General features: G+C 63.4%; 22 protein-coding genes and 2 pseudogenes. 11 read left to right on the forward strand and 13 right to left on the reverse strand.

Translation table 11 applies throughout. From position 1 onward, the window contains the following. The 6 genes from GGR23_RS14335 to GGR23_RS14360 all read right to left on the reverse strand — a co-directional run bounded on the left by GGR23_RS14335 (nucleotide 1) and on the right by GGR23_RS14360 (nucleotide 5,768). Nucleotides 1-891 carry a Mu-like prophage major head subunit gpT family protein gene (locus GGR23_RS14335; protein WP_183366985.1) on the reverse strand — a complete coding sequence of 297 codons (891 nt, stop codon included), beginning with the start codon at nucleotides 889-891 and terminating at the stop codon, nucleotides 1-3. Continuing rightward, entirely contained in the window at nucleotides 891-1,466 is a 576-nt protein-coding gene (locus tag GGR23_RS14340; protein WP_183366986.1) for a helix-turn-helix domain-containing protein, read from the reverse strand. Before GGR23_RS14340 ends, GGR23_RS14335 begins: the two co-directional genes overlap by 1 nt. After that, on the reverse strand, nucleotides 1,463-3,535 hold the full coding sequence (locus GGR23_RS14345; RefSeq protein WP_183366987.1) for a phage tail tape measure protein: 2,073 nt from the start codon (nucleotides 3,533-3,535) through the stop codon (nucleotides 1,463-1,465). The genes GGR23_RS14340 and GGR23_RS14345 overlap by 4 nt, the downstream gene beginning before the upstream one ends. Before the next feature lie 160 nt (nucleotides 3,536-3,695). Beyond that, nucleotides 3,696-4,196: a hypothetical protein gene (locus GGR23_RS14350; RefSeq protein ID WP_183366988.1), complete on the reverse strand. Its 501-nt coding sequence runs from the start codon at nucleotides 4,194-4,196 to the stop codon at nucleotides 3,696-3,698. 385 nt (nucleotides 4,197-4,581) lie between these two features. After that, the gene (locus GGR23_RS14355; RefSeq protein ID WP_183366989.1) at nucleotides 4,582-4,893 is read right to left on the reverse strand and encodes a hypothetical protein; all 312 of its coding nucleotides are present in this window, start codon (nucleotides 4,891-4,893) and stop codon (nucleotides 4,582-4,584) included. 56 nt (nucleotides 4,894-4,949) lie between these two features. Beyond that, complete coding sequence (locus GGR23_RS14360; protein WP_183366990.1) at nucleotides 4,950-5,768, reverse strand: ParB N-terminal domain-containing protein; 819 nt, start codon at nucleotides 5,766-5,768, stop codon at nucleotides 4,950-4,952. Nucleotides 5,769-6,053: 285 nt separating this feature from the next. Here GGR23_RS14360 and GGR23_RS14365 point away from each other — a divergent pair, with 285 nt between their 5' ends. Beyond that, nucleotides 6,054-6,857 carry a helix-turn-helix domain-containing protein gene (locus tag GGR23_RS14365; protein WP_183366991.1) on the forward strand — a complete coding sequence of 268 codons (804 nt, stop codon included), beginning with the start codon at nucleotides 6,054-6,056 and terminating at the stop codon, nucleotides 6,855-6,857. A gap of 726 nt (nucleotides 6,858-7,583) precedes the next feature. Here the strand turns inward: GGR23_RS14365 and GGR23_RS14370 are convergent. Further along, nucleotides 7,584-9,881, reverse strand: a pseudogene (locus GGR23_RS14370) (PAS domain-containing sensor histidine kinase); the annotation flags it as partial. A 203-nt stretch (nucleotides 9,882-10,084) separates the two neighbouring features. Here GGR23_RS14370 and GGR23_RS23465 point away from each other — a divergent pair. Next, nucleotides 10,085-10,207 (forward strand): annotated as a pseudogene (locus GGR23_RS23465) (type II toxin-antitoxin system MqsA family antitoxin); the annotation flags it as partial. An 8-nt stretch (nucleotides 10,208-10,215) separates the two neighbouring features. Here GGR23_RS23465 and GGR23_RS14380 read toward each other — a convergent pair. The 3 genes from GGR23_RS14380 to GGR23_RS14390 are packed head-to-tail and all read right to left on the reverse strand — an operon-like array spanning nucleotide 10,216 to nucleotide 13,892. Next, the gene (locus tag GGR23_RS14380; protein WP_183366992.1) at nucleotides 10,216-10,632 is read right to left on the reverse strand and encodes a DUF2442 domain-containing protein; all 417 of its coding nucleotides are present in this window, start codon (nucleotides 10,630-10,632) and stop codon (nucleotides 10,216-10,218) included. Further along, nucleotides 10,619-10,933, reverse strand: a complete 315-nt coding sequence (locus GGR23_RS14385; RefSeq protein WP_246365428.1) for a DUF4160 domain-containing protein — start codon at nucleotides 10,931-10,933, stop codon at nucleotides 10,619-10,621. Before GGR23_RS14385 ends, GGR23_RS14380 begins: the two co-directional genes overlap by 14 nt. A 19-nt stretch (nucleotides 10,934-10,952) precedes the next feature. Beyond that, a complete protein-coding gene (locus GGR23_RS14390; protein WP_183366993.1) occupies nucleotides 10,953-13,892 on the reverse strand; it encodes a bifunctional [glutamine synthetase] adenylyltransferase/[glutamine synthetase]-adenylyl-L-tyrosine phosphorylase in 2,940 nt (979 codons plus the stop codon). 574 nt (nucleotides 13,893-14,466) lie between these two features. Here GGR23_RS14390 and GGR23_RS14395 point away from each other — a divergent pair. The 9 genes from GGR23_RS14395 (at nucleotide 14,467) to GGR23_RS14435 (ending at nucleotide 23,771) form a co-directional block, all read left to right on the forward strand. Further along, nucleotides 14,467-16,038 carry a Do family serine endopeptidase gene (locus tag GGR23_RS14395; RefSeq protein ID WP_382341813.1) on the forward strand — a complete coding sequence of 524 codons (1,572 nt, stop codon included), beginning with the start codon at nucleotides 14,467-14,469 and terminating at the stop codon, nucleotides 16,036-16,038. Nucleotides 16,039-16,485: 447 nt separating this feature from the next. Next, nucleotides 16,486-17,220: a response regulator transcription factor gene (locus GGR23_RS14400; protein WP_382341774.1), complete on the forward strand. Its 735-nt coding sequence runs from the start codon at nucleotides 16,486-16,488 to the stop codon at nucleotides 17,218-17,220. A 12-nt stretch (nucleotides 17,221-17,232) separates the two neighbouring features. Further along, the gene (locus GGR23_RS14405) at nucleotides 17,233-18,630 is read left to right on the forward strand and encodes a sensor histidine kinase (protein ID WP_183366995.1); all 1,398 of its coding nucleotides are present in this window, start codon (nucleotides 17,233-17,235) and stop codon (nucleotides 18,628-18,630) included. Between the two features lie 149 nt (nucleotides 18,631-18,779). Continuing rightward, nucleotides 18,780-19,100, forward strand: coding sequence for a type II toxin-antitoxin system PrlF family antitoxin (locus GGR23_RS14410; protein ID WP_183366996.1), 321 nt, complete (start codon nucleotides 18,780-18,782; stop codon nucleotides 19,098-19,100). A 3-nt stretch (nucleotides 19,101-19,103) separates the two neighbouring features. Next, the gene (locus tag GGR23_RS14415; RefSeq protein ID WP_343066686.1) at nucleotides 19,104-19,583 is read left to right on the forward strand and encodes a type II toxin-antitoxin system YhaV family toxin; all 480 of its coding nucleotides are present in this window, start codon (nucleotides 19,104-19,106) and stop codon (nucleotides 19,581-19,583) included. A gap of 128 nt (nucleotides 19,584-19,711) precedes the next feature. Continuing rightward, the gene (ccmI, locus tag GGR23_RS14420) at nucleotides 19,712-20,866 is read left to right on the forward strand and encodes a c-type cytochrome biogenesis protein CcmI (protein ID WP_183366997.1); all 1,155 of its coding nucleotides are present in this window, start codon (nucleotides 19,712-19,714) and stop codon (nucleotides 20,864-20,866) included. After that, the gene (ccmE, locus tag GGR23_RS14425; protein ID WP_183366998.1) at nucleotides 20,867-21,322 is read left to right on the forward strand and encodes a cytochrome c maturation protein CcmE; all 456 of its coding nucleotides are present in this window, start codon (nucleotides 20,867-20,869) and stop codon (nucleotides 21,320-21,322) included. Further along, entirely contained in the window at nucleotides 21,319-23,313 is a 1,995-nt protein-coding gene (locus GGR23_RS14430) for a heme lyase CcmF/NrfE family subunit (RefSeq protein WP_183366999.1), read from the forward strand. Before ccmE ends, GGR23_RS14430 begins: the two co-directional genes overlap by 4 nt. Next, nucleotides 23,310-23,771 carry a cytochrome c-type biogenesis protein gene (locus tag GGR23_RS14435; RefSeq protein ID WP_183367000.1) on the forward strand — a complete coding sequence of 154 codons (462 nt, stop codon included), beginning with the start codon at nucleotides 23,310-23,312 and terminating at the stop codon, nucleotides 23,769-23,771. Before GGR23_RS14430 ends, GGR23_RS14435 begins: the two co-directional genes overlap by 4 nt. 382 nt (nucleotides 23,772-24,153) lie before the next feature. Here GGR23_RS14435 and GGR23_RS14440 read toward each other — a convergent pair whose 3' ends face one another. The 3 genes from GGR23_RS14440 to GGR23_RS14450 form a co-directional block, all read right to left on the reverse strand. Continuing rightward, nucleotides 24,154-24,597, reverse strand: a complete 444-nt coding sequence (locus tag GGR23_RS14440; protein WP_246365431.1) for a hypothetical protein — start codon at nucleotides 24,595-24,597, stop codon at nucleotides 24,154-24,156. Nucleotides 24,598-24,861: 264 nt separating this feature from the next. Beyond that, on the reverse strand, nucleotides 24,862-26,265 hold the full coding sequence (locus GGR23_RS14445; protein ID WP_343066687.1) for an ATP-binding protein: 1,404 nt from the start codon (nucleotides 26,263-26,265) through the stop codon (nucleotides 24,862-24,864). Next, complete coding sequence (locus GGR23_RS14450) at nucleotides 26,262-26,960, reverse strand: response regulator transcription factor (RefSeq protein WP_183367001.1); 699 nt, start codon at nucleotides 26,958-26,960, stop codon at nucleotides 26,262-26,264. Before GGR23_RS14450 ends, GGR23_RS14445 begins: the two co-directional genes overlap by 4 nt. Nucleotides 26,961-26,999: the final 39 nt, after the last annotated feature.

The following is a 26,999-nucleotide window of genomic DNA, read 5'->3' on the forward strand; positions in this document are numbered from 1 at the left end:
TTAGCTCAGCCAGGGAGTTACGATCATCTCGGCACTGCCCTTCCATATGTTGGAACTTCCGTCGATCTCGTCAGCGATCAGCAAGGTCCGCGCTTCGGTTTCGAGCGAGGTGGGAACAATCAGGTGCGTCGGCGTAATCCCCAGCTTGTGGCCCTGATCGCCCTCAAACGCCGACATGGCGGCGCGCGCTGCGGCGTAGTTTTCCGCGTTCAGCGGGGCCTTTGAAGCGAACGCAAGTTGCCACATGCCAAAGCCGCAGTTCACCCGAGCGCGGATGCCGTAGAGGTACTTATCCGACATGAAGACGCCCGTCTCACTGTCGTCATTGACCGTCTGGAATTCGTAAGGCTCCCGATCCTGCCAGATTATCGGTTTGATGATTTTGCTGAGATCAAAAAGATACCAGGCTGGACCGCTGCCGGCCTGCATGTTCGAAACCGATTCCGTCACACCTGTGTGCGGGTCTTTGGGGTGGTCAGTGTCAAAAAAGTTCTGACCATCGAAACACTCGGTTTCGAAGCCCTTCATCATCAGGTCGAAGATCAGCGTATCGGGGTGTTGTTTCGAGACGCGCCCCATTTCAGAGAACATGGGCGCGTAGATGCCAAGTCTGTCGTCCGAAATGTCGTCGCGATCGATGGCTACAGTACTCTCGAACTTCTCGTTCTTGATCGTGAAGCCATGAGAAGTCAGGGCCTTCACCTGCCGGTCGCCGATCCATTTCCGCAGCGCGGGGAACTGACCGAGCCAGCCATACTGCTCCTCTCGTGACTGACTGGATACGGCCATAGCCAGCGTGTCTTTGTAGCTGGAGGTGCCGTCGAAGCTGGCCTTGTAGACTGTCTGGAAACCCTTGAATACGAGATCAAGGTTCTGCCTGCTGATAAGCATTAACTCTTTCCTTCCTTGTGGAGGTGCGCCCGAATGGTGAGAATAACTTCCCCAGGCACGTTCAAAATGTCGCGAATTTGCGACGGCGAGTGACCCTCAGCCAGGAGGGTCTCAACGATTTGCCGGCCCCGTTCGGCTTGCTTTGTAAGTGGCGGCGAGCGGGGTCGCGAAGGCTCGCCAACCTGAATTTTCTGTTCTTTGAAGCGCTGCCTATAGCGAAACACCGTACGCTGTGAGATCATCAATCTTTGAGCAATCTCTCTGCTGGTTAGGCCATCCTCTCTCAGCAACCGAGAGAGCCGTATAGGAAGCAACTTCGGCACATAGAAGCTGCTGACGCCGGTGGCGGGTGAAATTGTATCAACGATGCGGCGTGCGAGCTGGTATCCAAGTCGCAAGGCCAGTGGATGCTCGGGCGTCAGCTTTGCAGGTGAGGGGAGCCTAATTCTCTCCCCTCCGCAAATGGTCGCTAATTCTTCCGCAGCGTCATCTCCAAGTAGCTCCCGTATTTGTGTCACGACCGCCCATTCTTTGTCTTCGGCACCGGCATAAGCGATAAGGCGCTGTTTTTTCATGCGAGCCGCCTCCCGGTGTCGTAGAGCGTCCTCGCCTGCGCTCGACGGATTTCGCGGGCGGATTGAACGGCGGCATGCTTTGAATTGGGCGACGTGATCGTCTGGTTGAAGGTGTTCTTTTGCGACGGTGTTGCAGGCGCGGGAGTTGCCGCTGGCGCAGCAGCTGCACCAGGATCGACATAGGTCGGAGCGATGACGGGCGAAACAGTGAAGCCGAGCAGAGCCTTGATCCGCTCAGCAATGCCTTGTGCCTCCTGTTCGGCTTTGGCCCCCTGTTCTGCCAGCCCTTGCGTGTAGCCCTGCATAGAGCTCTCGGCAGAGGGTCTCAGGTCGATGCCGAAGTGCTTCTTCGCATCAAATTCCGGGTCCGCAGCCTTACCGTATAGGAAGCGGTCGATAAGAGACGGTCCCTTTGGCTTGGAACTGGTATTTTGCAGCCACAGCCGGATGCCCTCCTGAAACAGAGGCGCATTCGGCACAAGCGACAGCGGGTCTTTTTGCGGATTCTCCCTGCGGTCTTCCATGGCCTGCGAGATGAAGCGCGCAACGCTCGTGAGATATGGGAGCAGCGGGGCGGCCAGATCCTTTATGTCCTGCCCGACATTTGCTGAGAGGCGCTCGCTTTGAGAGGACAGGTTGTCGGTTGCGTTGCCGAAGTCCTTGTCAATCGTGCCCTTCGCATCCTCCATTTTCTTCATCAGCGCCTCGATGGCGTCGAGGTCCTTGAACACTGCGGCAAGTGCGCCGAAGCTTGTGCTATTTCGGAAGAGGCTGCGCATTTTCTCCTGATCGCCGCCGACCGCCTTCTTGTAGGCCTTTATCAGGGCAAGTGTCGGGTCTTCGCCGTCCTCCTTTGCCTTCGTCTGAATGGCGAATGCATCAATACCGTAATCTTTCTTGGCACGGTCTGTGACCTCCGGAGCTAACATATCTCCGAGCATGGCCTCGAAGGACGTCTTGGCCTGATCCGGCGAGCCAGCGCTGTTGTTGATGGATTGGATCATGGCGGTTGCGAGCGCGACACCGCTCGGGCCTTTCGAGCCAACCACCGCGAGCGCTGCGAGCATTGACGGGAAATTCTTAGCCATATCGGGGATTTCAAACATCCCTTCCTTCCCGCCCACGGCCATCATGTCGAATACCGCCATGAGACCCTCTGCCGAAATCTTCATATGATTGCTCAGGGCAGTTGCAGTTTTCGCGGCATCCACAGGGTCGGAGCCGGTTGCCTTGGCAAAGCGAAGAACGCTTTCCATCATGGCGGATGCTTTCTCGTGCTCCATCCCACCCGCCTGAAGCGATCCGAAGACCTGCATCGCGCCTTGCTTCCCAACACCGTATTTCGCACCGACCTTTCCCAGCTCGAAATCGTAGCGCTTCTTTTCCTCGTCGCTGAAACCGCCCGTGTTCTGGATCTGATCGAGCGTGAACTCGTCTGCAGCAGATCGGCGGATTGCCTCACCACCGGCAACTGCTACTGCGGCGGGAACAGCCCCCACCAAATAGGCACCGCCTGCTCCGAGTGCTACCGGTGCTCCGAACTGGTCCAGCGCACCTTCTGCCGCACTTGCCAAACCTCCTGTGTGCGGTCGCCATGGTCCATCCGCCATCGTCACGCGCCCGCCTGGAGGCGTCATGGTAAGAGGACCGCTTTTCAGTTGGCGGAGCTTTGCCTGCGCTGCGTCAGCTGCTGCGCCTATCTCAGTGATGGCCTGTTTCGCGTTGGCTGCGTCGGATTTCAGCCCATTAAGACTGCCGTTGTCCAAGGTGGAAAGGGCGGATCGGACTTCCGTGGCTTCTGTCTTGATTCGGCCAATCGCTGTTGCAGCGCCTCTGGCGTCGCCCGCAACGCCCTGCAAGCTTACGCCAATCCCGCGGATACTCTGTTGCGCATTGTCCGCGGTGCGGCCAATTATACGTATATCCTGGTTGAGCCGATCAGCGCCATTCGAACGGCCAATTCGGTCTGCCGCTTCCTTGATGTCCTTCAGGTCTCGCTCAGCTTCATTAGCCGGACGGGACAGTTGATTGACCATTCGCAGTCTAAGCGAAACATCAAGATCTTTCATTTTCGTCCCCAAGTCTCAGAGTAGACCGCCTGCGCTTCCGGATACCACCGCAAAGCTTCGTCCCAAGGCATGGCTCTCAATGTGTCGAGCGATGTGGAAAAACTGTTTGAAACCCGCGCCATGACTGAGCGCCACGCCGACAACTCAATGACAACTCGTGTCATCCCGATTGAGCTGGCCGCAACAGTTGGGGCAAAAAATCAAAACAGGCTCCCGTAACGCGCTCGCCATCGCCTGCCTCAAGTCCGCGCAGAACTTCAGCCGACAGGCCGGTCATAGCAGCATAAATGTCAAACAGATCGGGAGCGCCGTTCTGTCGTGCGTCGAGAATGTCTCCTACTTGCCCGACGGTGAGACGCTGTACCGCTACGATGTGCACGGCACCGAGATCGGGGTGTTCGAAGGGAAACTCGAGCGGAACTTCCGTTACAACTGGTTTCAGGAAACTCAGCTTTGCAATTGGCCGCTCAACTGCCCTTAAGGGAGCGGCGTGGCCTTGGTTCGCATTCTCTTTCGATGCGGGTGCAGGAGGCCTGCTATTGTCGAGCTCTTGCCATTTTTCCAATGGCGGCATTAGGATCTCCTCGACCAAGAAATCCTCAGCGTCGTCTTTCGATTGCGGGGTTCTGACGGTAACTTTGATTGTTGGTTCGTCTTGCATATGGTTCTCTCTGAAGGGGTGGCGGTTTCCTGAGGAAGCCCAAACCCGAAAACCGCCACCGTAGAGGCGCTAAGCTTTTGACGAGGCGGCGGCACGGTGCCAATTCGCCCCAGGAGGTTGCGAAGTCTCCTGGCAAGCTCCAGACTCCTCAGAAGGCTACTAACACTGATCAGCAGCCTTGCACGATTTCAGTAGCAGGGGACTGACCGATGACACCCCCTGACAACTGTCAGCCATTGGCGATTTTTTTTGGAGATTGTGCGCCCGTTTTAGAACGGCCCTCAGACGCGTTTATCCCGTCGCGGGTATCACGAGGCTGCACATGTCAACTGATGCCGTCAGCGGGCTTTGAAAGTGCCTCGAAATCGATTTCGTCGGCGGCAGATCAGCGATCCAGCCATTGAGCGCTAGTGCAGTAGTCCAGGACGGGTTGAATTTGCCCCTTGGCGACCAGTTGAACCGCCTCCTCCGACGAAAGCAATCTGCCTGCCACCTTCGCCAATCGCTGCTGGTCTTTGGCGCAAAGTCGCGTGAGCACCAGGAGGGCGTCCATGTCCCTAGCGACCGTACTGCCGCGCAACGCGTTCCGTAGGTCTTCTGTCAGGCCTTCGGCAATTCTCAAGAGAAGTCTTGTCTTTACCGGAGTGATGCTAAAGCGCTCCTGCATCTGCCGTTCGAAATCTGATGCCTTATTCATACGAAACCCCAGAGAGCAACTTGCAGGACGATAAGACGCCCCGACAAGAATCCGTGTCAAGAGCCATACCGCTCTTCTAGGAGACGCTTAGCTGCTGGCGACATGTCTGCATGGTACCGCTCCAGCGCTGCTTTCTTTTTCAGATAGGTTTCAACCTCGACTTCGATGACATTGCGCGCCGACTTCGGTTGGAGCAGGTTCAATGCTGCCTTCAAGTCAGCGCCCTCTTGCATCGCCGCCGCGATTTTCATCTGAGTTTCTGGGTCGAGCTTCGCGAGCTTCAGCAGCTCCCGTTGATCATCTTCACTTTTGGTGCCGCGAATGGCACTCCTGAGGTCCGGATGTAGGTGAAGAGCGATAGTGAGCGCCCGGTAGTAAGTTCTCCGCTCTATGCCGAGCCGCCTCTGCACTTCAGTTGCGAGCGTTTTACCAGGAGCAAAAATCAATGTGTCATCCTGGCACTTTGCGCGCTTCGATCTCCGATCTCCTCCCTTAACAATCTGCCCGTTCGCTTCTTCCCACATCTCGCGGAATTTGGCCACGAACATAGCGCGATTCATCGCAGTCAGGTCATTGTGAAAGATGTTCTCGGACAGTTCGATTAACACGGCTTCAACTGCATCGGCCGAGACAAGAATAACGTCAATTTCAGTCCAGCCGTTTATTTTGGCGGCTTCGAGGCGATGCCCTCCCGCAACCAGGGTCCAAGGTGTGGACCCGTTGTTCTGGTGAGGTGTTCGCCGCACTGTAATAGGATTGATTAGCCCGCGCTGCTCCATTGATGCTGCAATTGCCATCGCATGGCCGTGATCTATGGGGCGCTGCCGCTCGCCCACGTAGATTGTTGGTATGGCAACGCGGCGCAGTTCAGCCATCCAAATAACCCTTTTCCCGCAGATAATCCGTGAGAAGTTTCTCAATCAGCGACGTGAGTGATCGATGGTCATCAGAGGCCGCTTTATCTGCAACAGCCTTAAGCTCCGGTTTTATCCGAATGTTGAGCTGCGCAGTCTTGGTTCGGTTAATGTCTGGCATGTATAGCCTTAGGCTTGCAATGTGACTGGTGTCAGTGTATAGCCTTAGGAGTTACATTTCAAGCGGCCGCGCAAGGTGCTCGCAACACCTCGCACGGCCTAACCACAGGCAAAGGAGTACCCCTCATGCCCGAAGCTGTAGACAGCAATAGCACAACTGCGTCCAAGAAACAGCGCCAAGCACCTGAGGGAGTGCCACGGCTGTTATCCAGCCCGCCCTTTGAACGTCTCGGGAAGCGCATTCAAAGAGATGTGGATGCTGCGCAGGAAATGCTGCGTGCTCATGCGGCGATGGTGGCCGTTGTGATGGAAAGCGCAGACGACTTCTCTGTCTATTCCAAAGGTGTGCACCTGATCCACCAGCTGGCGATGTTGCACCTAGACGAAGCACTTGATAACGCTCGTATCGAGATCGAGCAAATGCAGCAGGGACGGTTTGTCAGCAAGCCGTACGATCCCGATCTCCGCGAGCATGTTTCATTAATGGTGTGTGCTGCATACAGCGCATCAGGCGTGGACATGGACTACTGCAAAATGCACGAGTGGGACAGTGCAACCTGCCGTCTCTACGGCTCGGCGGTGGGAAATTACACTATGGCGCTTCTTGAGAAAGCCGGTGACGACAGACATTTGTTGTCGGTTGGAAGCTTGCTGCCTTGGCTTGAGATGAAAATCTGGCGCGAAATAGCTGATGTGGACCTTACGGTGCCCTCTGCTGAGGTGCCGCATGCGGAGACAGGCCAGCTGGATCACCAAGCCGATTTCTCTGCATCGCCAGTACAGGCCTATCGCGCTGATACCGCCAGGCGGCTCTTCGGGGAGGGGCACTCAGTTTCGCAAATCTCGCAAATCCTTAGAATCGAGCGGTCCGCAGTAGAGCGTATCCTGGACCAGCTGCGCGGCGATCCGTTCAGTCAGAAAACGGCTTGATTGCCAGGAGCGAGATAGAGGGTGCGGCCTATTGGACCGCGCCCTTTTTCATGTCCGAATAAGCGGCTCAATTAGACGTTCACGGCTTGGTCGAACTGAGGAAGGATATAACGCCTAACCTTTCAAGAACCGGAAGCCGCTCATGCCTCTTACGCGCCGAGAAGCACAACAACTGGTTGCATACCCGAACGTGACGCCTGTTTGGCTTCTGCCGTTTCTCAGGCTGTTAAAAACGCGGGCCAGGGGTAGCTTCGCTGTTGCCTATGAGCTGCTCCCTCTATACCTTCCCAAGCGCGTAAGGAGACCTTCCCGAGATGCGGTTGCCCTGGTCATGGTTTATCACGGGTTGGATGCACTTCATTGATTAGTGAATTGTCCATGTCATTGATATTTATGGATTCAACTGAGTTGATTTTGGCGTTTGGCATTTGTCCAATGATGAAGCTCAGAGAGCAAAAAACTTTAGTAGGTTATAACTTAAATTGATAGCTGAAAAATCAGTGATTTGAAGCTGCTTCAAAGCCTCAGTCAATTTTTCAAAGTGTTTTCAAAGAAACTGCAGTCGCTCGACCATAAAGCGGAAAATGGGGCTCTTTTAGCAGTTTTTCGATCTTTTTTCCGGACAGGCGTTGTTCCTGCCATCCGTCAGTTAACTCATTGTATTCCCACCAATTCCCGGTTATTCCCGCATGTTCCCGGTTTTCCGGAGTATCGTGTCAAACAACACGGGATCTTCAGGGTGATGACGGTGCCGCAGCTTTCGCGGGAGCGGATCTGCATGATGCCGCCGTGGAGCATGGTGAGGGAGCGGGAGATGGCGAGGCCGAGGCCGGAGCCGCCGCGGCTCTTGGCATACTGGTTCTGGACCTGCTCGAAGGGCTGGCCGATCTTGGCGAGCGAGCTTCTGGGGATGCCGATGCCCGTATCGGCGATGGTGAAGACGGCGCGGCCGTTGATGCGGCGCACGCGGACCGCGATGCGGCCGCCCTCGTTGGTGAACTTCACCGCATTGGAGAGGATGTTGAGCAGGATCTGCTTCATGGCGCGCCGGTCGGCATTGAGCGTGAGGCCGGTTTCGACCCGCTGGTCGATGTAGATGCCCTTGTGGGCGGCGGGGATGGCGGTGAAGCGCAGGCTTTCCTCGACCAGCGGCTGGAGATCGATGATCTCGCGGCTGAGCTTCATGTGCCCGGCCTCGATCTTCGACATGTCGAGGATGTCGTTGATGACGTTGAGCAGATGCTTGCCGCTCTCGTGAATGTCCCTGGAATATTCGAGATATTTCGGCGAGCCGATCGCCCCGAACATCTGGTTCTGCAGGATGTCGGAAAAGCCGAGGATGGCGTTGAGCGGCGTGCGCAGCTCGTGGGACATGTTGGCGAGGAATTCCGATTTCGCCCGGTTGGCGGCCTCGGCGCGTTCCTTTTCCGCCTGGTAATTGGCATTGGCGGTGGAAAGTTCGGCCTTCTGGCGCTCCAGCGTCTGGCGGGAGGTATAGAGGTCGTTGATCGTCGCCATCAGGCGGCGCTCGCTCTCGCGCAGGCGCTCCTGGTTGCGCTTCAGCTGCGTGATGTCGGTGCCGACCGAGACGAGGCCGCCGTCGCGGGTGCGGCGTTCGTTGATCTGCAGCCAGCGCTCGTCGGCGAGCTGCACTTCGGTGGTCTGCGAAAGGCCGCCTTTGCTGTCGTCGGCGAGCCGCCGCTCGATGACCGGGCGGGCCGCCGCGGCATTCACCACCGCCCGCTCCGTGCCGGGCACCAGCACGCTGTCGGGCAGACCGTAGGCCTGCTGGTAATGGGCGTTGCACATCACCAGCCGGTCATGCTTGTCCCAGAGGACGAAGGCTTCCGAGGTGCATTCGATGGCGTCCGCCAGCCGCTGGTCGGCCTCCGCATAGCGCTGGGCGAGCCGGTGCTGCTCGGTGACGTCCATGGCGATGCCGATCATGTGCACGCGGCCGGAGGGATTGCGGATCACCTGGGCGCGGGCGCGCATCCAGACATAATGCCCCTGGGCGTGACGCATCCGGAAGACGCGGTCCACATGGCGGGAATCGCCCTTGGCGACCGCGCGGGCCAGCTGGCTGAGATTGTCGTCCTCGGGATGCATCAGCCGCGCCGCATCGGCAAAGGAGAGGAACTGGTCGGATGGAGGCATGCCGAGCATCTCGTAGAGCGAGCGCGACCAGTAGAGCCGGCGGTTGGCGAAATCGAAATCCCACAGGCCGCAGCGGCCGCGCGAAAGCGCGAGCTCGACCCGCAGGTTGCTTTCGAGGAAGATGCTGTCGGCATCCCGCGCGCGCTTCACCTGGTTGTAATAGGCATAGAGAATGACCAGCAGGATGGAGGAAATGCCGGCGAAAAGCGTGACGTTGAGCGCGATTTCCTCGCGCCAGAGATCGTTGATCGCCGCCTGCGACCGCGCCGCGAGCAGGAAGTCGCCCTTGTCGCCGACAAGCACCAGCGTCGCGTAATGGGCGACGTCGCCGATCGTGGTTTCGAAGATGCCGGCATGGCCGTCGAAGCGCTCGGCGGAGGCCACTTCCGGAATGAGGCTGAAGATGTTGCGCCCGACGAAGCCCTCGCCCGCGGCCGATGCGCCCGTCACCCGGCCGGTGGCGGAGACGACCAGCACGAAGGTGCCCGGCGCCATGCGGTCCTGCGGCAGCACGGCCTGGAGCCGCTTTTCCACCGCGCCGTGATCGGAGAGATCGACGGGCGTGCCGGCAAAGGCGCTGGCGGCAAGGGCTGCGGACAGGGCCACGCTGTCGCGCGCGGCTTCCTGGATGCGGGTCTGCTGGGACAGGATGCCGGCGACGCGGGCAATCGCGACGACGATCAGGAAGGCGACGATCAGGATCGGGATCGCCCGCTTCAGCAGCGGCTCCAGCCGCGAAAGCTGCGCCGCCACAGGCTCGGAAAACAGTCTTGCGCCGACATCGGGCCGCTCGAGCCCCTGCTCACGGTCCGGAAATTTGAAACGCAGCCGAGCATCGGCCGCGGTTGCCCGCCGCACGTCCATCATCGTCAAAACCCTGATTCCTCGTGTCGATTCGGGAATTGCCGCCCCGCGAATCTGTCCTAATGAATCACTGGTGATTCGGCTTGTCCAGCGAAAATTGGTAAGGATTCGTTAAGCGATCCGAAGTGGACGGATCCCTCGCCGAATTACCCTTTTGGGGTAGTATGGGCCATGGATAGGCGGATGCCCGCCATGCCGTCACCGGCGGCGGGCATAATGCCTTTTCCCGCTACGAAACCGGCGCTGTGGAACCCTCCCCCGCGGTGGTCAATCTCTTCCGCCTGCTGGAGAAACATCCCGAAGAGCTGGAAAGACTGCGGGCAGGGTAAGAAGTCAGTCAGGCGTCAGAAATCACCTTCTTCCTCGGCCTGCCGCCCTTGCGGCCGTTTTCGCGGGCGGTAGCGGATTTGGCGGCGCTGCGCGCCCGGCCGCCGGCAGCACCCAGCTGGCTTGCCATGAAGGCGCGGGTGCCGAAAACGCCGTCGAGAAGGCCAAGGACCGTAAAGTCGAGATCGAGATCGGGCCAATGAAGACCCGTTCCACCTCCCTGGAGCAGGACATGGGCGCGGGCCGTCTCGCTCGCATCGCGAAGCCCTTCCAGCCGGTCAGCCGGGACACCGAAGAAGGAGCCGTCTTCGAATTCCAAGATGATTGCCCGGCGTGCGGGCTCATAAGCCACCGCCGTCGCGGCGCGCCTTGCCACCTGCGCTCCTCTTGCGACGGCAACCTCCCAGTTTTCGTCAGATATCGGCATGGTAGCGTCTCCACTCGCTGCAAAGCGCCTGCACTGCGTCCTCCAGAAGCAGACAGATCCGGCGCGCCTCGATCCGCGTCAAACCTTGGCTTTCCCGGAGTTCCACCGGCCCCCTGTAACAATTGAGGGGGAATACGGCAGATCCATCCTCGCCCAATACATGAACATGGGCAGGTCGGTGGTCTTGAGATAGATGACCACCCGGTATCCGCCGATCCGCATCACAGTCGGCATTCTTGATCCTATCAAAAACCCAAGCGCTTGGGAAGATGCACCCCCGGTTCACGCAAATGTTTTTCATAATTCAAGAATGAACGGAACTAGGCCCTCACCACCGCCGAGAACACCTTCCGCACCGCCTTCGACAGCCGCTTCACCTCGCCTTCCAGGGTCTTGATGTCGGGGCAGTCGCCGGCGCGGCAGACGAGATCGATGAGGCCGGCGGGGGCTTCCCTGGGGTCGAAGTGGCCGTCGATGGAAAGCCGGGTGATCTGCGCCAGCGCGCCATAGAGGCGCAGCGCCTCGAGGCAGGTGTCGAGGTCGCCGGGCTCCATCGCCGTTCCGCCGACCGCCTTCAGCGTCTCGGCGGTATCGAGGCCGCGGGGCGGAAGGGGAATGCCCTTCAGCGGCGCGACGAGCGTCAGATATTGCGCGATGAACTCGATGTCGATCAGCCCGCCGGGAATGAGCTTCAGGTCCCAGATGTCCTTCGGCGGCTTCTCGGTCTCGATCAGCTGGCGCATCTCGCGGACATCGGCGGAGATCCTGTCGATGTCGCCGGGCCGCGAGAGGACCTTGGCGATGATGGCGTCGGCTTCCCTGCGCAGCGAGATGTCGCCGCAGACGAGCCGGGCGCGTGACAGCGCCATGTGCTCCCAGGTCCAGGCTTCCTCGCGCTGGTATTTCTCGAAGGACTGGATGCGGGTGGCGACCGGGCCCTTGTTTCCGGAAGGACGCAGCCGCATGTCCACCTCGAAGATGATGCCTTCGGCCGTCGGAGCCGAGAGCGCCGCGATCAGCCGCTGCGTGATGCGGGTGAAGTAGCGCATCGGATCGAGCGGCTTCGGCCCCTGCGATTCCGCTGCGCTGTCGTCGTAGTCGTAGAAAAGGATGATGTCGATGTCGGAGCCGGCGGTGAGCTCGAAGCTGCCGAGCTTGCCCATGCCCATCACCGCCACGCGCCCGCCGGGGAAGACGCCATGCGCCTGTTCCACCTCGGCCAGCACCGCATCCAGCGCCGCCGCGATGATGAGGTCGGCGAGATGGGTGAAGGCCCGCGCCGCAAGCTCCGCGCTGATCGAGCCGGTCAGCAGGCGGATGCCGATGAGGAAGCGCTGTTCGGCGGCGAAGATGCGCAGCCGGTCGAGGATCTCCTCATAGTGCCGCGCGCCGGCAAGGAAGAGGGTCAGCCGGTTCTCGATGTATTCGCGGGTCGGCAGCTCCGAAAGCAGCCCCGGGTCCAGCATGCCGTCGAAGACATGCGGCCGCTGGGCGATGATGTCGGCAAGCCGCGGCGCAGACGACATGATCGTGACGATCAGCGACAGCAGCGTCGGATTGGTCGAGAGCAGCGAGAAGAGCTGGATGCCCGCCGGCAGGCCGGAGATGAAGCTGTCGAAGCGCAGCAACGCCTCGTCGGCGCGCTTGTTCTCGCCGAAGACGCGCAAGAGCTCCGGCGTCAGCTCGGTCAGCCGCTCGCGCGCCTCCACCGATTGCGTGGCGCGGTAGCGGCCGTAATGCCAGGTGCGGATGACGCGGGAAATGTCGGAGGGGCGGGAAAAGCCGAGCCGGGACAGGGTTTCCAGCGTGTCGGGATCGTCGTTCTGGCCGGTGAAGACCAGATTGCCGGTGCCGGTGGAAAGCCGGTTTTCCTGCTCGAACAGCCGGGCATAGCGGCGCTCCACCCGCTTCAGCACCTCCACCAGCGCCTCGGAAAAGGCCGCCGTCGTCGGATAGCCGAGCATGAAGGCGATGCGCTTCAGCTCCGCCTCCGTTTCCGGCAGCAGGTGGGTCTGCTCGTCGCGCACCATCTGCACCCGGTGTTCCACGTCGCGCAGATACCAGTAGCATTCGGTGAGTTCCTTCGCCGTCGCCTCGTCGATCCACTTCGCCTCGGCGAGGCGGTGAAGGGTTTCCTCCGTGGCGCGGGAGCGCAGCGCCGGCATGCGCCCGCCGGCGATCAGCTGCTGGGTCTGGGCGAAGAACTCGATCTCGCGAATGCCGCCGCGGCCGAGCTTGATGTTGTGGCCCTTGACCGCAATCGTGCCATGGCCCTTGTGGGCGTGGATCTGCCGCTTGATCGAGTGAATGTCGGCAATCGCCGCATAATCCAGGTACTTGCGGAAGACGAAGGGCACGAGATCGCGCAGGAAGCGTTCGCCGGCGGCGATATCCCCGCCGATGGCGCGGGCCTTGATGAAGGCGGCGCGCTCCCAGTTCTGGCCGCGGCCCTCGTAATAGATCATCGCGCTTTCGACCGGCACGGCAAGCGGCGTGGAGCCGGGATCGGGGCGCAGGCGCAGATCGGTGCGGAAGACATAGCCCTCCGCCGTGCGCTCCTGCATGATGCGGATCAGGCGGCGCATCATCCGGGCAAAGATTTCCGTCGCATCCAGCGGATCGCCGACGATGCCGGCGGCGATGTCGAAGAACACCACGAGGTCGATGTCGGAGGAGTAGTTGAGCTCGCCCGCGCCGAGCTTGCCCATGCCGAGCACGATCAGGCCGCTCCCCTCGCTCGGATTGTTCCGGTTCTTCAGCGTGATCTTGCCGCCGTCTGCGGCCAGCAGCAGATGATCGATCGCCGCCGCCACCGAGCTTTCGGCAAGCCGCGTCAGCCAGGCGGTGGTCTTGCGGCCGTCGAACAGGCGGGCGAGATCGGCGAGCGCCACCAGGAAGGCGATGCTGCGCTTGGCCCGGCGCAACCGCGCCATCACCTCGGCCTCGGACGGCTCGCGCCCCTCCGCATCCGGCCGCCAGCTGTTGCGCGCCTCCCCGACCAGCCGTTCGAGCTGCGGCTCCAGCGGCTCCGTCAGCGCCAGCACCAGCAGGCCGGGATCGCGGTTCAGCACCTCGCGCAGGAAGGGCGAGAGCGTGAAGGCCGCCACCACGAAATCCTTCAGCACCCCCTCGCCCGCAACCAACGCCGCCACCACCGGCTCGGTTTTCGCGATGTCCCTCAGGTCGGACAGCACGGACTTCACCTCCGCCTGGCTCATCGGCCGCAACGGATGGGACGTGATATCCTTCAGGCTCGCCATGTCCAACCGCGCATCCTCCCCGGCACACTGCTTCGCCCGAGATGTAGCAGGCCCCCTGCCGCGCCGTCGAGAGGCGGCGTGTCTGCGGAGGGGCGGCTGGCGGGGCGTTGAGTTTGCCGTGCTGCACCCCCCTCTGTCCCGCACGGCGTCGCGTTTGCCGATGTGCACCCCCCTCTGTCGGCTTCGCCGACATCTCCCCCTCAAGGGGGGAGATCGACATTGCGGTTTTTGATTTCCTCAAACAACAAGCGTTTCATTTGCAGATACGTTGGCTGGGGACTTCCCCAAGAATCCCCATCCCGATCTCCCCCCTTGAGGGGGAGATGGCCGGCAGGCCAGAGGGGGGTGCGGTGCGTCAAACTCCACGCCATGCAGGCCACAGGGCGGTGCACCTCGTCAAACTCCACGCCCTGCAAACAGGCCGCACCCACCCCTCTCCACCTTTTCCGGAACCATCAACATTACGAAGAATTCATGCTGCGGACAGTTCTTCGTAAGGTGACGGCACCTATATCTTCATCATCGAACACTGGCCCCGCCGGACGGGGTCGACAGCAAGAGAAGGCAGATGAACATGATCACGCGCATCAAGGGTCTATTTTCCGTGAAATCCGCTCTTCAGGCGTCCGCCGCCGGCATCATTGCCGCGGGTGTGATCGTCTCCGGGGTGCCGCAGGGTCTGATCGCCGCGCATGCGGATCCGGTGGCCGTGCAGGCGCCGCAGGTGCCGAGCTTTGCCGATGTGGTGGGCGCCGTCAGCCCGGCGGTCGTGTCCGTCCGCGTGCAGACGAACATCGACGAGACCGCCGACAACGGCAACGGCTTCTCCTTCAATTTCGGCGGCGAAGGCTTCGACCAGCTGCCCGACGATCATCCGCTGAAGCGCTTCTTCAAGGAGTTCGGCGGCCCGGGCTTCGACGGTGACGGCAATGGCCGGCGCAATCCCCACAAGATGCCGCATGGCAAGGGCCATCTGCGCCCGACCGCCCAGGGCTCCGGCTTCTTCATCTCCGCCGACGGCTATGTGGTGACCAACAACCACGTGGTGTCCGACGGCGAGGCCTATACGGTGGTGATGAACGACGGCACCGAGCTCGACGCCAAGCTGGTCGGCAAGGACAGCCGCACCGATCTCGCCGTGCTGAAGGTGGATGACAAGGCGAAGCGCACCTTCACCTATGTCAAGTTCGCCGATGACAGCAAGGTCCGCGTCGGCGACTGGGTGGTCGCGGTCGGCAATCCCTTCGGCCTCGGCGGCACGGTGACCGCGGGCATCATCTCGGCCCGTGGCCGCGACATCGGCTCCGGTCCCTATGACGATTACCTGCAGGTGGATGCGGCCGTGAACAAGGGCAATTCCGGCGGCCCGACCTTCAACCTCTCCGGCGAGGTGGTGGGCATCAACACCGCCATCTTCTCGCCCTCGGGCGGCAATGTGGGCATCGCCTTTGCCATCCCCTCCACGGTGGCGCAGGGCGTGGTCAACGACCTGATCAAGAACGGCTCGGTCTCGCGCGGCTGGCTCGGCGTGCAGATCCAGCCCGTCACCCGCGACATCGCCGACTCGCTCGGCCTGTCCGAGGCCTCGGGCGCGCTGGTGGTCGCCCCGCAGGAAGGCTCGCCCGGCCAGAAGGCCGGCATGAAGAAGGGTGACGTGGTCACCGCCGTCAACGGCGAGCCGATCAAGGACGCCCGCGATCTCGCCAAGCGCATCGCCGGCTTCCGTCCGGGCTCCAAGGCCGAAGTGACCATCTGGCGCGACGGCAAGAGCGAGGTGCTGTCGCTGACGCTCGGCGCGCTTCCCGCCGACCAGACCCAGGCGCAGGCGGACGAGCAGCAGGGCGACGAGCAGACCCAGCCCTCGACCGACAAGGCGCTCGCCGGCCTCGGCCTCTCGGTCGCACCGGCCGAGGACGGCACCGGCGTCACCGTCACCGACGTCGACCCCGTCTCCGATGCCGCCGACAAGGGCATGAAGCAGGGCGAAACCATCACCTCCGTCAACAACCAGGAGGTCAAGACGCCCGAGGACATCGAAAAGGTCATCGACAAGGCCCGCAACCAGGGCCGCCCGAAGGCCCTCTTCCAGGTCGAAAGCCAGGAAGGCACCCGCTTCATCGCGCTCGACATCTCCAACAAGGGATAAGGCACTCCGGGGGGCTCCCGCCCCCCGTTACCCCGGGCGGCGGGGTGTTTGCGGCGCCGCACCCCCCTCTGCCTCGCACTATGTCGAGTTTGAGGTACCGCACCCCCCTCTGCCCTGCCGGGCATCTCCCCCTCAAGGGGGGAGATCGGGATGGGGTTTAAGTGGGCAGTCCCTCGCAAACGTCTCTGCAAATGAAACGCCTGTTGTGAGGGGAAACCACAAAACCCACGGTCGATCTCCCCCCTTGAGGGGGAGATGCCCCGGCAGGGGCAGAGGGGGGTGCAGAACGGCAGACTCGACGCCGCGCGAGGCACCCTCGATCTCCCCCCTTGAGGGGGAGATGTCCCGGCAGGGACAGAGGGGGGTACCGCACGGCAGACTCGACGCCGCGCGAGGCAACACCCCGAACACCCCACCCCGCCCCACCCGAACCCGAGGAGTTCCACCATGGACAGCGAAGCGCAGGATTGCCGAAAGGCCGGCGGGGACGCTAAGATTGCGGCCATGAAGATCCTTGTCATCGAAGACGACCTTGAGGCTGCGGCCTATCTGGCGAAGGCTTTCCGCGAGGCGGGCATTGTGGCCGATCATGCGAGCGACGGCGAGGCCGGCCTCTTCATGGGGCTGGAGAACAGCTATGACGTGATGGTGATCGACCGGATGCTGCCGCGCCGGGACGGGCTGTCGGTGATTGCGGAGCTGCGCCGCAAGGGCGTGCACACCCCTGTGCTGATCCTGTCCGCGCTCGGCCAGGTGGACGACCGGGTGACGGGGCTGCGCGCCGGCGGCGACGATTACCTGCCGAAACCCTATGCCTTCAGCGAGCTTCTGGCGCGCGTCGAGGTGCTGGGCCGGCGCAAGGGCACGCCGGAGCAGGACATGGTCTACCGCGTTGCCGATCTCGAGCTCGACCGGCTCTCCCACACCGCGCGCCGCGCCGGCAGGGACCTGATGCTCCAGCCGCGCGAATTCCGCCTGCTCGAATATCTGATGAAGAATGCCGGCCAGGTGGTGACCCGCACCATGCTGCTGGAGCATGTGTGGGACTATCATTTCGATCCCCAGACCAATGTCATCGACGTGCATATCTCGCGCCTGCGCGGCAAGATCGAGAAGCCGGGCAGCCCGCCGCTGCTCAAGACGATCCGCGGCGCGGGCTACATGATCAAGGACGGGGACTGAGGACAAGCCGCCATGTCGCGTTTCCGCCTGCTCTTCCTGTCCACGGCGGTGCGCCTGTCCGCCCTGTTCATCCTGCTGTTCGCGCTCGCCGCCGGCGCGCTGGTGCTCTATGTCACCGCGATGTCGGAACGGCTGCTGATCACCGAGATCAGGGAATCGCTGAACCAGGAAGTCTCCGCCATCGAACGCGCCTATGAGCGCGGCGGGATCGGCCAGCTGGCCCGGGTGATGGATATCCGCGCCCGCCAGCCGGGGGCGAACCTCTACATCATCGCCGGCCCGGCGGGCGAGGTTCTCGCCGGCAACGTCGCCTCCGTGCCGCCCGGCATCTTCGACCGGGAAGGCTGGACGGCGGAACCCTTCGCCTATCGCCGCTATCAGGAAGAGGCGCGCCAGCATCCGCCGCGGGTGGCGATCGCCCGCATCGTCTTCCTCGACAACGGCATGCGCATCCTCGTCGGCCGCGATCTTGCCGAACCGGGGGCGCTCAGGCTTCTGGTGCGCCGCGCGATCTTCGTGACCGTGGGCGTGATGGGGGTCGGCGCGCTGATCCTGTGGTTCTTCATCGGCCGCAACGCGCTGAGGCGGATCGACCGCATCTCCGACGCCTCCAAGAAGATCATGGCCGGCGATCTCGCCCAGCGGCTGCCGGTCTCCGGCTCCGGCGACGAATTCGACCGCCTCTCCCTCTCGCTCAACGAGATGCTGGAGCGGATCGGCAGGCTGAACGAGGGGCTGCGGCAGGTTTCAGACAACATCGCCCACGATCTGAAGACCCCGCTGACCCGGCTGAAGAACCGCGCCAACGAGGCGCTCGCCGCCGGCGACGAGGAGGCGCGCCGGCAAAGCCTCGAGGGCATCCAGGCGGAGGCGGACCAGATCATCCGCACCTTCGATTCGCTGCTGATGATCTCGCGCGTGGAGGCGGGCTCGCAGGCTGCCTCGCTGACCGATCTCGATCTCTCCGCCATCGCCGCCGATTGCGTGGAACTCTACGAGCCGGTGGCCGAGGAGGCGGGCTTCCGGCTGGAGGCGCAGATCGCCCCCGGCATCGGCATCAAGGGCAACCGCGAGCTAATCGGCCAGACACTCGCCAACCTCATCGACAATGCCATCAAGTATGGCGACGGCGAAGGCATCGAGCGGCTGATCCGGGTCAGCCTCGCTCATGACGGCGGGGGCGTCGCGCTCTCGGTCTCCGACCGCGGCCGCGGCATTCCCGCAGACCGGCGCGCCGACGTGATGAAACGCTTCGTGCGCCTCGACGAAAGCCGCTCGAAACCCGGCACCGGGCTTGGCCTCGCCATGGCCGAGGCGGTGATGATGCTGCATGGCGGCACGATCACCCTTGCCGACACCGACCCCACCTCCCCCGACCATCCCGGCCTGACGGTGACGCTCAGGTTCTGAGGGCGTTTTCGGCCCGGTAGAACAGGAATCGGAATGCCCATATTCATGGGCGATTGCCCAAAAAAATGGGCATTCCGTCTCCCGGAACGGCTGCCCTTGTGGTTACAATGCAAATGCATTACCTTCGCGGAAGACGGGAGATCGAGGCCATGACACCAACGACCACCTTTGCCATCGACGCGACAATTACCGAACGCGGCCAGACCACCGTGCCTGCGCCGATCCGCCGTTTGCTGGGTGTCAGCAAGGGGGCGATCACCTTTCGCCTGCTGTCGGACGGTCGAATCGTGATCGAGCCAAAGCAGGAAGAGGTTCATGAAGACCCCGCCATCGGTGCCTTTCTGGCCTTTCTTGCGGCAGATCTTGCCCGCGGCAATCTGGTTGCGGCCGATCCCGGCCTGCTGGACGAGATCGACCAGCTGACAGACGGGGTGCAGGTCGACCTCGACGCCGCCTTGCCGGACGCCTGATCCGTGAAGATCAACGGCTGGACGGTTCTGCTTCATCCGCTCTTTGTCTCTGCCCTGCGGCAGATGATGGCCGATGTGGAGCGCGATCGCCGCGCCGACCCGGAAAATTACCGGCAGCGCCGCGCCGCCAAGCTTCTGGCGGCGACACGCCGGATGGCCTTTGTGGAGATCCCGTCAAATCCCGCCGATCCGCGCTTTCGCCTGGGCGACACGCTTGGCCCCGCCTACCGGCACTGGTTTCGCGGGAAATATGTCCAGCAATACCGGCTCTTCTTCCGCTTCCATGAAAAAGAGAAGATCATCGTTCTCGCCTGGGTCAACGACGAGGATACGAAGCGCGCCTATGAAAGCCGGACCGATGCCTACCGGGTGTTTTCCCGGATGCTGGAGCGCGGCCGCCCGCCGGATGACTGGGCAAGCCTGATGGCCGAGGCAAGCGCGCCGCTTGAGGGCGAGGACATGGGGCTCGCTACGGACAACTAGGCCCATCCCGCCCCGAAATCCTGCCTTTCCGCCTTGACCTCAATCAAATTGCGGCCAAACGCCTCAAATCCGCGTATACGGACTATTCCCGATTGGATTGCGGCGCGCATTTTAGTATCTGACTGGCCATGTTGTTCTGGATCGCCGTTGCCGTCATGACCGCCCTCGTGGCGATCGTTCTCCTCCTGCCGTTGTCGCGCGCCGGAAAGGGCGCAGCCGTCTCCGGCGCCGATGACCGGGCCAAGGAGCTGGCGGTCTATCGCGACCAGCTGAAGGAGATCGACCGCGACCTCGACAACGGCCTGATTTCGCCGGCGGAGGCGGATTATGCGCGCGCCGAGATCGGCCGCCGGCTGATTGCGGCGGGAGACCAGGCGGAGGCGGATCGGACCGAGACGCGGCCGCTGCGCCGGCGCGTGGCGGAAATGCTGGTCATCCTCTCGCTTCCGGCCCTCGGCGTGCCGCTCTATCTTCTCACGGGCGCGCCCGGCCTTCCCGACCAGCCGCTCGAGGCACGGCTTGAAAATCCCGGGCAGAACATCGAGCTCCTGCTCGCGAAGGTGGAGCGCCACCTGCTGCAGAACCCCGAAGACGGACAGGGCTGGGAGCTGATCGCGCCGATCTATTACCGCAACCAGGTCTTCGACCGGTCGGTGGAGGCCTATCGCAATGCGGTGCGGCTGCTGGGTCCGTCCGCGGAGCGCTCCGGCAGCTTTGCCGAGGCGCTGATCGCGCTTGACGGCGGCAAGGTGGGCGACGAGGCCGCCGCCCAGCTGGCCGAGGTGCTGAAGCTCGCCCCCGGCGATGCCCGCGCCCGCTTCTATCTGGCGCTGAAGCTCGAGCAGGAGGGCAAGCGGGCGGAAGCCTTTGCCGCCTTCCAGGCGATCCGCAAGGATGCCCCGGCGGATGCCCCCTATCTGGAGCTGGTCGACCGGCATGTGGCCGCCACCGATCCGTCGAAGCCCGCGCCCTCGCCGGAGGCGGCACCGCCGGGCAATCCCGAGGAGGCGGATATCGCCGCCGCCGCAGGCATGGAGGCAGGCGACCGGCAGCAGATGATCATGGGCATGGTCGAGACGCTTTCGGCCCGCCTGAAGAACGAACCCGACAATTTCGAGGGCTGGATGCGGCTTGTCCGCTCCTATGCGGTGCTCGGCATGAAGGACAAGGCGGCAGATGCGCTCGCGAGCGCGCTGAAGACCTTCCCCGCCGACACCGACCAGGGACGCCAGCTGAAGGCGCTGGCCGACAGCATGGGCATTCCGGCCGCAGGAGGCATGTAAATGACGCGCAAACAGAAGCGGCTGGCGGTGATCGGCGGCGGGGTGGCCTTCATCATGGCCGCCGTCTTTCTCGTGATGTTCGCCTTCGGCCAGTCGGTGTCCTTCTTCTACGTGCCGGGCGATCTCGCCAAGGCCAATGTGCAGCCCGGCACGCGCATCCGGCTCGGCGGGCTCGTGGCCACGGGGTCCGTCGTGCGGGGCCAGGGCTCCACGGTCACCTTCTCCGTCACCGATACGACCGGCACCCTCGTGCCCGTCACCTATACGGGCATCCTGCCGGACCTCTTCCGCGAGGGCCAGGGCGTGGTGGCGGAGGGTGTCTTCGGAGCGGACGGCAAGCTCTTCACCGCCGATACGGTGCTGGCCAAGCACGACGAGAAATACATGCCCAAGGATGTCGCCGACCGGCTGAAGCAGCAGGGCGAGTGGCGCGGCGAGGAGGCCAGGACACCATGATCGTCGAACTCGGCCATTTCGCCCTCGTCATCTCGCTCGTCGTTTCGCTTCTCGTCTCGGTGGTGCCGGTCTACGGCGTCATGAAGCGCGATGCGGCGCTGATGGCGCTCGCCCCCATCGGCACGCTCGTGGTCTTCGGGCTGGTGGCGATTGCCTTTGCGGTGCTCACCCATGCCCATTTCACCTCCGATTTCTCGGTGATGAACGTCTGGCAGAACTCCCATTCGCTGGTGCCGGCGATCTACAAGATCTCCGGCGTCTGGGGCAATCACGAAGGCTCGATGATGCTCTGGCTGCTGATCCTGACGCTGTTTTCGGCGATGGTGGCGGCCTTCTCGTCGAACCTGCCGGTGCGCCTGCGCACGCTCGTGCTGGCGGTGCAGGGCTGGATTGCGGCGGCCTTCTCGCTCTTCATCGTGCTGACCTCCAATCCCTTCATCCGGCTGGACCCCGCCCCCGTCGAGGGGCAGGACCTCAATCCGGTGCTGCAGGATGTGGGCCTCGCCATCCATCCGCCGCTTCTCTATCTCGGCTATGTGGGCTTTTCGGTCTGCTTCTCCTTTGCCGTCGCCGCGCTGATCGAGGGCCGCATCGATGCGGCCTGGGCGCGCTGGGTTCGCCCCTGGGCGCTCGGCGCCTGGGCCTTCCTGACGCTCGGCATCGCCATGGGCTCCTACTGGGCCTATTACGAGCTCGGCTGGGGCGGCTGGTGGTTCTGGGACCCGGTGGAAAACGCCTCCTTCATGCCCTGGCTTGCGGGCACGGCGCTGCTGCATTCCGCACTCGTCATGGAAAAGCGCGACGCGCTGAAGATCTGGACGATCCTGCTCTCCATCCTCACCTTCTCGCTGTCGCTGCTCGGCACCTTCCTGGTGCGCTCGGGCGTTCTCACCTCGGTGCATGCCTTCGCCTCCGATCCCACGCGCGGCATCTTCATCCTGGTCCTGCTGCTGCTGTTCATCGGCGGTGCGCTCAGCCTCTTTGCCTTCCGGGCCGGGACGCTGCGGGCGGGCGGGCTCTTTGCCCCCATCTCGCGGGAGGGGGCGCTGGTGCTCAACAACCTCATCCTCACCGTCGCCACCGCCTCGGTGCTGATCGGGACGCTCTATCCCATGCTGATGGAAACGCTGACGGGCGAGAAGATCTCGGTCGGCGCCCCCTTCTTCAACCTCAGCTTCGGGCTCCTGATGGTGCCGCTGCTGATCGTGCTGCCCTTCGGGCCGCTGCTGGCCTGGAAGCGCGCCGATCTGGCGGGCGCCTCGCAGCGCCTGTTCGTGGCGGTGCTGGCGGCGCTCGCGGTGGCGCTCGCGATGTACTACGCGGAAAACGGCGGTCCCGTCATGGCGATCCTCGGCCTTGCCGCCGGTTTCTGGATCGTCTTCGGCGCGCTTGCCGATCTCTGGGGCCGCGCCGGTTTCCGCCGCGTGGCGACGGACCAGGCCTTCCGGCGGCTTTTCGGCCTGCCGCGCTCGGCCTTCGGCACGGCGCTCGCCCATCTCGGCTTCGGCGTCACGGTCATCGGCATCGTCGCGGTCTCGGCCTTTGCCACGGAAACGGTCACCGAGACGAAGCCCGGCGGCGTGATCGATGCGGGCGGCTACCAGCTCCGCTTCGACGGCATGAAGGACGCCAAGGGCCCCAACTACACGGAAAGCCGCGCCCATTTCACCATCAGCCGGGGCGGCGCAACCGTCGGTGATGTCTGGTCCTCGAAGCGCATCTACGTGGCGCGCCAGATGCCGACGACGGAAGCGGGCATCCTCACCTTCGGCCTGTCGCAGCTCTATGTCTCGCTCGGCGATCCCACCCCGGATGGCGGCATCGTGGTGCGCATCTGGTGGAAGCCGACCATCCTGTGCATCTGGCTCGGCGCGGTCATCATGGCGGTGGGCGGCTTCGTCTCGCTTTCCGACCGGCGCCTGCGCGTCGGCGCGCCGCGGCGGGCGGCCAATCGCGGCGCCCTCGCGCCCGGGCTGGAGGCGGCCGAATGATCCGCAAGCTCGCCCTCGCCTTCTTCCTGATGCTCTCCGCGCTGCCGGCGCTTGCCGTCAATCCGGACGAAATCCTCGCCGACCCCGCGCTCGAAGCCCGCGCGCGTAAAATCTCCGCCGAACTGCGCTGCATGGTCTGCCAGAACCAGTCCATCGACGACAGCAATGCGGAGCTTGCCAAGGACCTGCGCGTGCTGGTCCGCGAACGGCTCACCCGCGGCGATACCGACGAGCAGGTCTTCGATTACGTCGTCTCGCGCTACGGCGAATTCGTGCTGCTGAAGCCGCGATTCTCCCTGAAGACCGCCCTCCTCTGGGGCGCCCCGGCCGCCCTCCTCCTCATCGGCGGCACCATCCTCCTCGCCGCCGCCCTTCGCCGCTCCCGCCCCACTCCCGGCCCCGCGCCCCTCTCTCCCGAGGAAGAGGCCCGGCTGAAGGAGCTGATGCGGGAGGAGTGAGGGCATCGGGTTTGCCGCACCGCACCCCCCTCTGCCGCTGTATGGCGTCGCGTTTGCGGATGCGCACCCCCCTCTACCCTGCAAACCGTCGTGTTTGACGTACGGTACCCCCCTCTGCCCTGCCGGGCATCTCCCCCTCAAGGGGGGAGATCGGGATGCCGTTATCTTGGCGGTCCCCAGCCACCGTTTCAGCAAATGAGACGTTTGTTGTCTGAGGAAATCATAAAACGCGATGTCGATCTCCCCCCTTGAGGGGGAGATGTCCCGGCAGGGACAGAGGGGGGTGCAGCTCGGCAAATTCAACGCCGTGCAGGGGACAGAGGGGGGTGCTGCTCGGCAAACGCAACGCCGTGCGGGGCACGTTCCTCCGCGCCAATCCCCCTTACAGCAGCGACCAGCTGCCGTCGTTGTTGCGGCAGGCGGAGCCGCGGGCCTGGAGTTGTTTGCCGGAGGCGATGATGCGGTGGGAGTACTGGCGGCAGTTCTGGGTTCCGACCTGGTAGGGGGCGGCGGCCATGACTTCGCCGTTGGCGTCGTCGCCGCGCCAGATGACCGGCTGGCCGGCGGGGGCGGCCTCGAGGGTGCGGTATTCCGCCTCCAGCGCCCGCTTGGTGTCATTGTCGGAAAGGTCGGCCTCGGTGGTGCCCACGATGCCGCCGTCGAGGGCGGCGAGGATGCGCGCGGAGGGCGAAGGCGGGGCCTCGGAGAACAGGCTCTTGCCGAGATAGGGCGTGGTGGTGGTGCAGGCGGAAACCAGGAGGGCGGCGACCGGCAGCACGACGAGCCGTGCGCGGGCCAAACGAATCGACGAAGCAAATGCAGACAATCAATTTCTCCTGCCGCGGCGGGCGGTATCCCGTTCATGCCAATGGTTCGCTTCCGCTTCCGGCAGAAATGCGGCGGATTTTCAGCATCGACCCGCCCCGGCTGGCGGACCGGCGGCACGGAAGCTCGATGCAGATCCATGCAAGTCGGATGCCGGATGGCGAAACATGCGATCTTTTGCGGTATTATGGCGCGGCGCAGCACAATTTCAATCGCCCGGCCTCAGGAAAGGGCAGCCGAAGAGGGAAAATTGTGCATGAGCACATCAACCTGAAATCGCAACGCCCGGCAGGATCAACCGTGCGCGCAGGCCGCCGGAGGGGCTGCGGGTCAGCGTGAAGCGCCCTTCGTATTCGGAGGTGATCTCGGTGACGATGGACAGGCCGAGCCCGGTGCCGGGCTTGCTTTCGTCGAGCCGCCGCCCGCGCTTCAGCGCCTCGGTGATCTCTTCCGGCTCCAGTCCGGGGCCGTCGTCGTCGACGAGCACCTCCACCCAGGCGCGGCGCTGCGCCTCCTCGGCGCTCGGCCCCTCGGCAGAGGGGCTGACGGCGACGCTGACGCGGCTTTTCGCAAAGCGGGCGGCATTGTCCAGCAGGTTGCCGACGGTTTCCTCCACGTCCTGCTGCTCCATGGCGAGCGAGAGGCCGGGCGGCACCACGGAAAGGTCGAAGGCGAGGCCGGGGTTCAGCCGCCGCATGACGCGCAAGAGCCGCTCGAGCACGGGTTCGGCCTCGCTGCGGGCCAGCACGGTATCGCGCTGGGCGGCGATCCGGGCGCGGTTGAGGTAGCTCTGCACCTGGCCCTGCATGGCCTCCGCCTGGCTTTTCACCAGTTCGCCATGGCCCCTGTCCAGCACGCGCGCCTCGTTGAGCAGCACCGCGATCGGCGTCTTCAGCGAATGGGCGAGATTGCCCACCTGCATGCGGGCGCGCTCCACGATGCGGCGGTTGCTGTCGATGAGGGCATTGACCTCGGAGGCCAGCGGCTGGATCTCGCGGGGAAAATCGGTCGGCAGGCGCTCGGCCTCGCCGCGGCGGATGCGCTCGAGCGCGGCGCGCGCCTGGTCGAGCGGCTTGAGGCCGATGAGGATGGCCAGCGCATTGACGACGAGAGAGCCGATGCCGAAGCCGCCGAGCGCCAGATAGAGCCGGTTGGAGAAGGCCTGGATGTCGGCCTCCACGAGGGCGCGGTTGCCGGAGACGCGGAAGCGCGCGGCGCGGCCGTCCTGGTCCAGCACCACCTCGGTCTCGGCCACCTGCACGGTGTTGCCCTGGCCGTCTTCCTCCACATAGAAGCGCTCGTAATTGTCGTCGAAGGGCACCTCCGCGATCGGCGGCATGGCCAGCTGGGTCACGCCGAGCGAGGCCGATGTCAGCGGCTCGGCCTTGAAGTCGCCGAGCGGCTCCACCATCCAGTACCAGCCGGTGGCGGGCTGGGAGAAGCGCAGGTCGCCGAGCTCGGGACGCCCGGCGAGCTGCTTGTCCTCGCCCACCGAGACGGAGTTGATGACGTTGTAGAGCTGGGCGCGCAGCAGCTCCTGGAAGCCGCGCTCGGTGCCCTGCCGGTAAAGGGTGGAGATGACGACCGCGATCACCACCAGCGCCACCGCCGACCACAGCGTGGCGAGCAGCAGCACGCGGGCGGTGAGCGAGGTGAGCCTCGGCTTCACTTGGCTTTCCCGGCCTTCGGCTCGGCCTTGCCGTCACCGGGCGGCTGCATGCGGTAGCCGAGACCGCGCACGGTCTCGATGAGGTCGACCCCCATCTTCTTGCGCAGGCGGCCGACGAACACCTCGATGGTGTTGGAATCGCGGTCGAAATCCTGGTCGTACATGTGCTCCACCAGGGCGGTGCGGGACACCACCTCGCCCATGTGGTGCATGAGGTAGGAGAGCAGGCGGAATTCGTGGGAGGTGAGCTTCAGCGGTTCGCCGTTGACGGTCGCCTTGGAGCTCTTGGTGTCGAGGCGCACGGGGCCGCAGACGATCTCGGAGGAGGCATGGCCGGCGGCGCGGCGGATGAGCGCGCGGATGCGGGCGAGCACTTCCTCCACATGGAAGGGCTTGGCGACATAGTCGTCGGCGCCGGCATCGATGCCCGCCACCTTGTCCGACCAGCGGTCGCGGGCGGTGAGGATGAGAACGGGCATGGTGCGGCCGCCGGCGCGCCATTTTTCCAGAATGGTGATGCCGTCCATGCCGGGCAGGCCGATATCGAGGATAACAGCGTCATAGGGCTCGGCATCGCCGAGATAATGGCCCTCCTCGCCGTCGAAGGCCTGGTCGACCACATAGCCGTTTTCCTTCAGCGCCTCGGTAAGCTGGCGGTTGAGATGGGCGTCGTCTTCGACCACGAGAATGCGCATGGCTATCTGACCTGTCCTGTTGAGAGAACGGCGGGCGAA

It is taken from the genome of Gellertiella hungarica, assembly GCF_014197145.1.
GTDB lineage: Bacteria > Pseudomonadota > Alphaproteobacteria > Rhizobiales > Rhizobiaceae > Gellertiella > Gellertiella hungarica.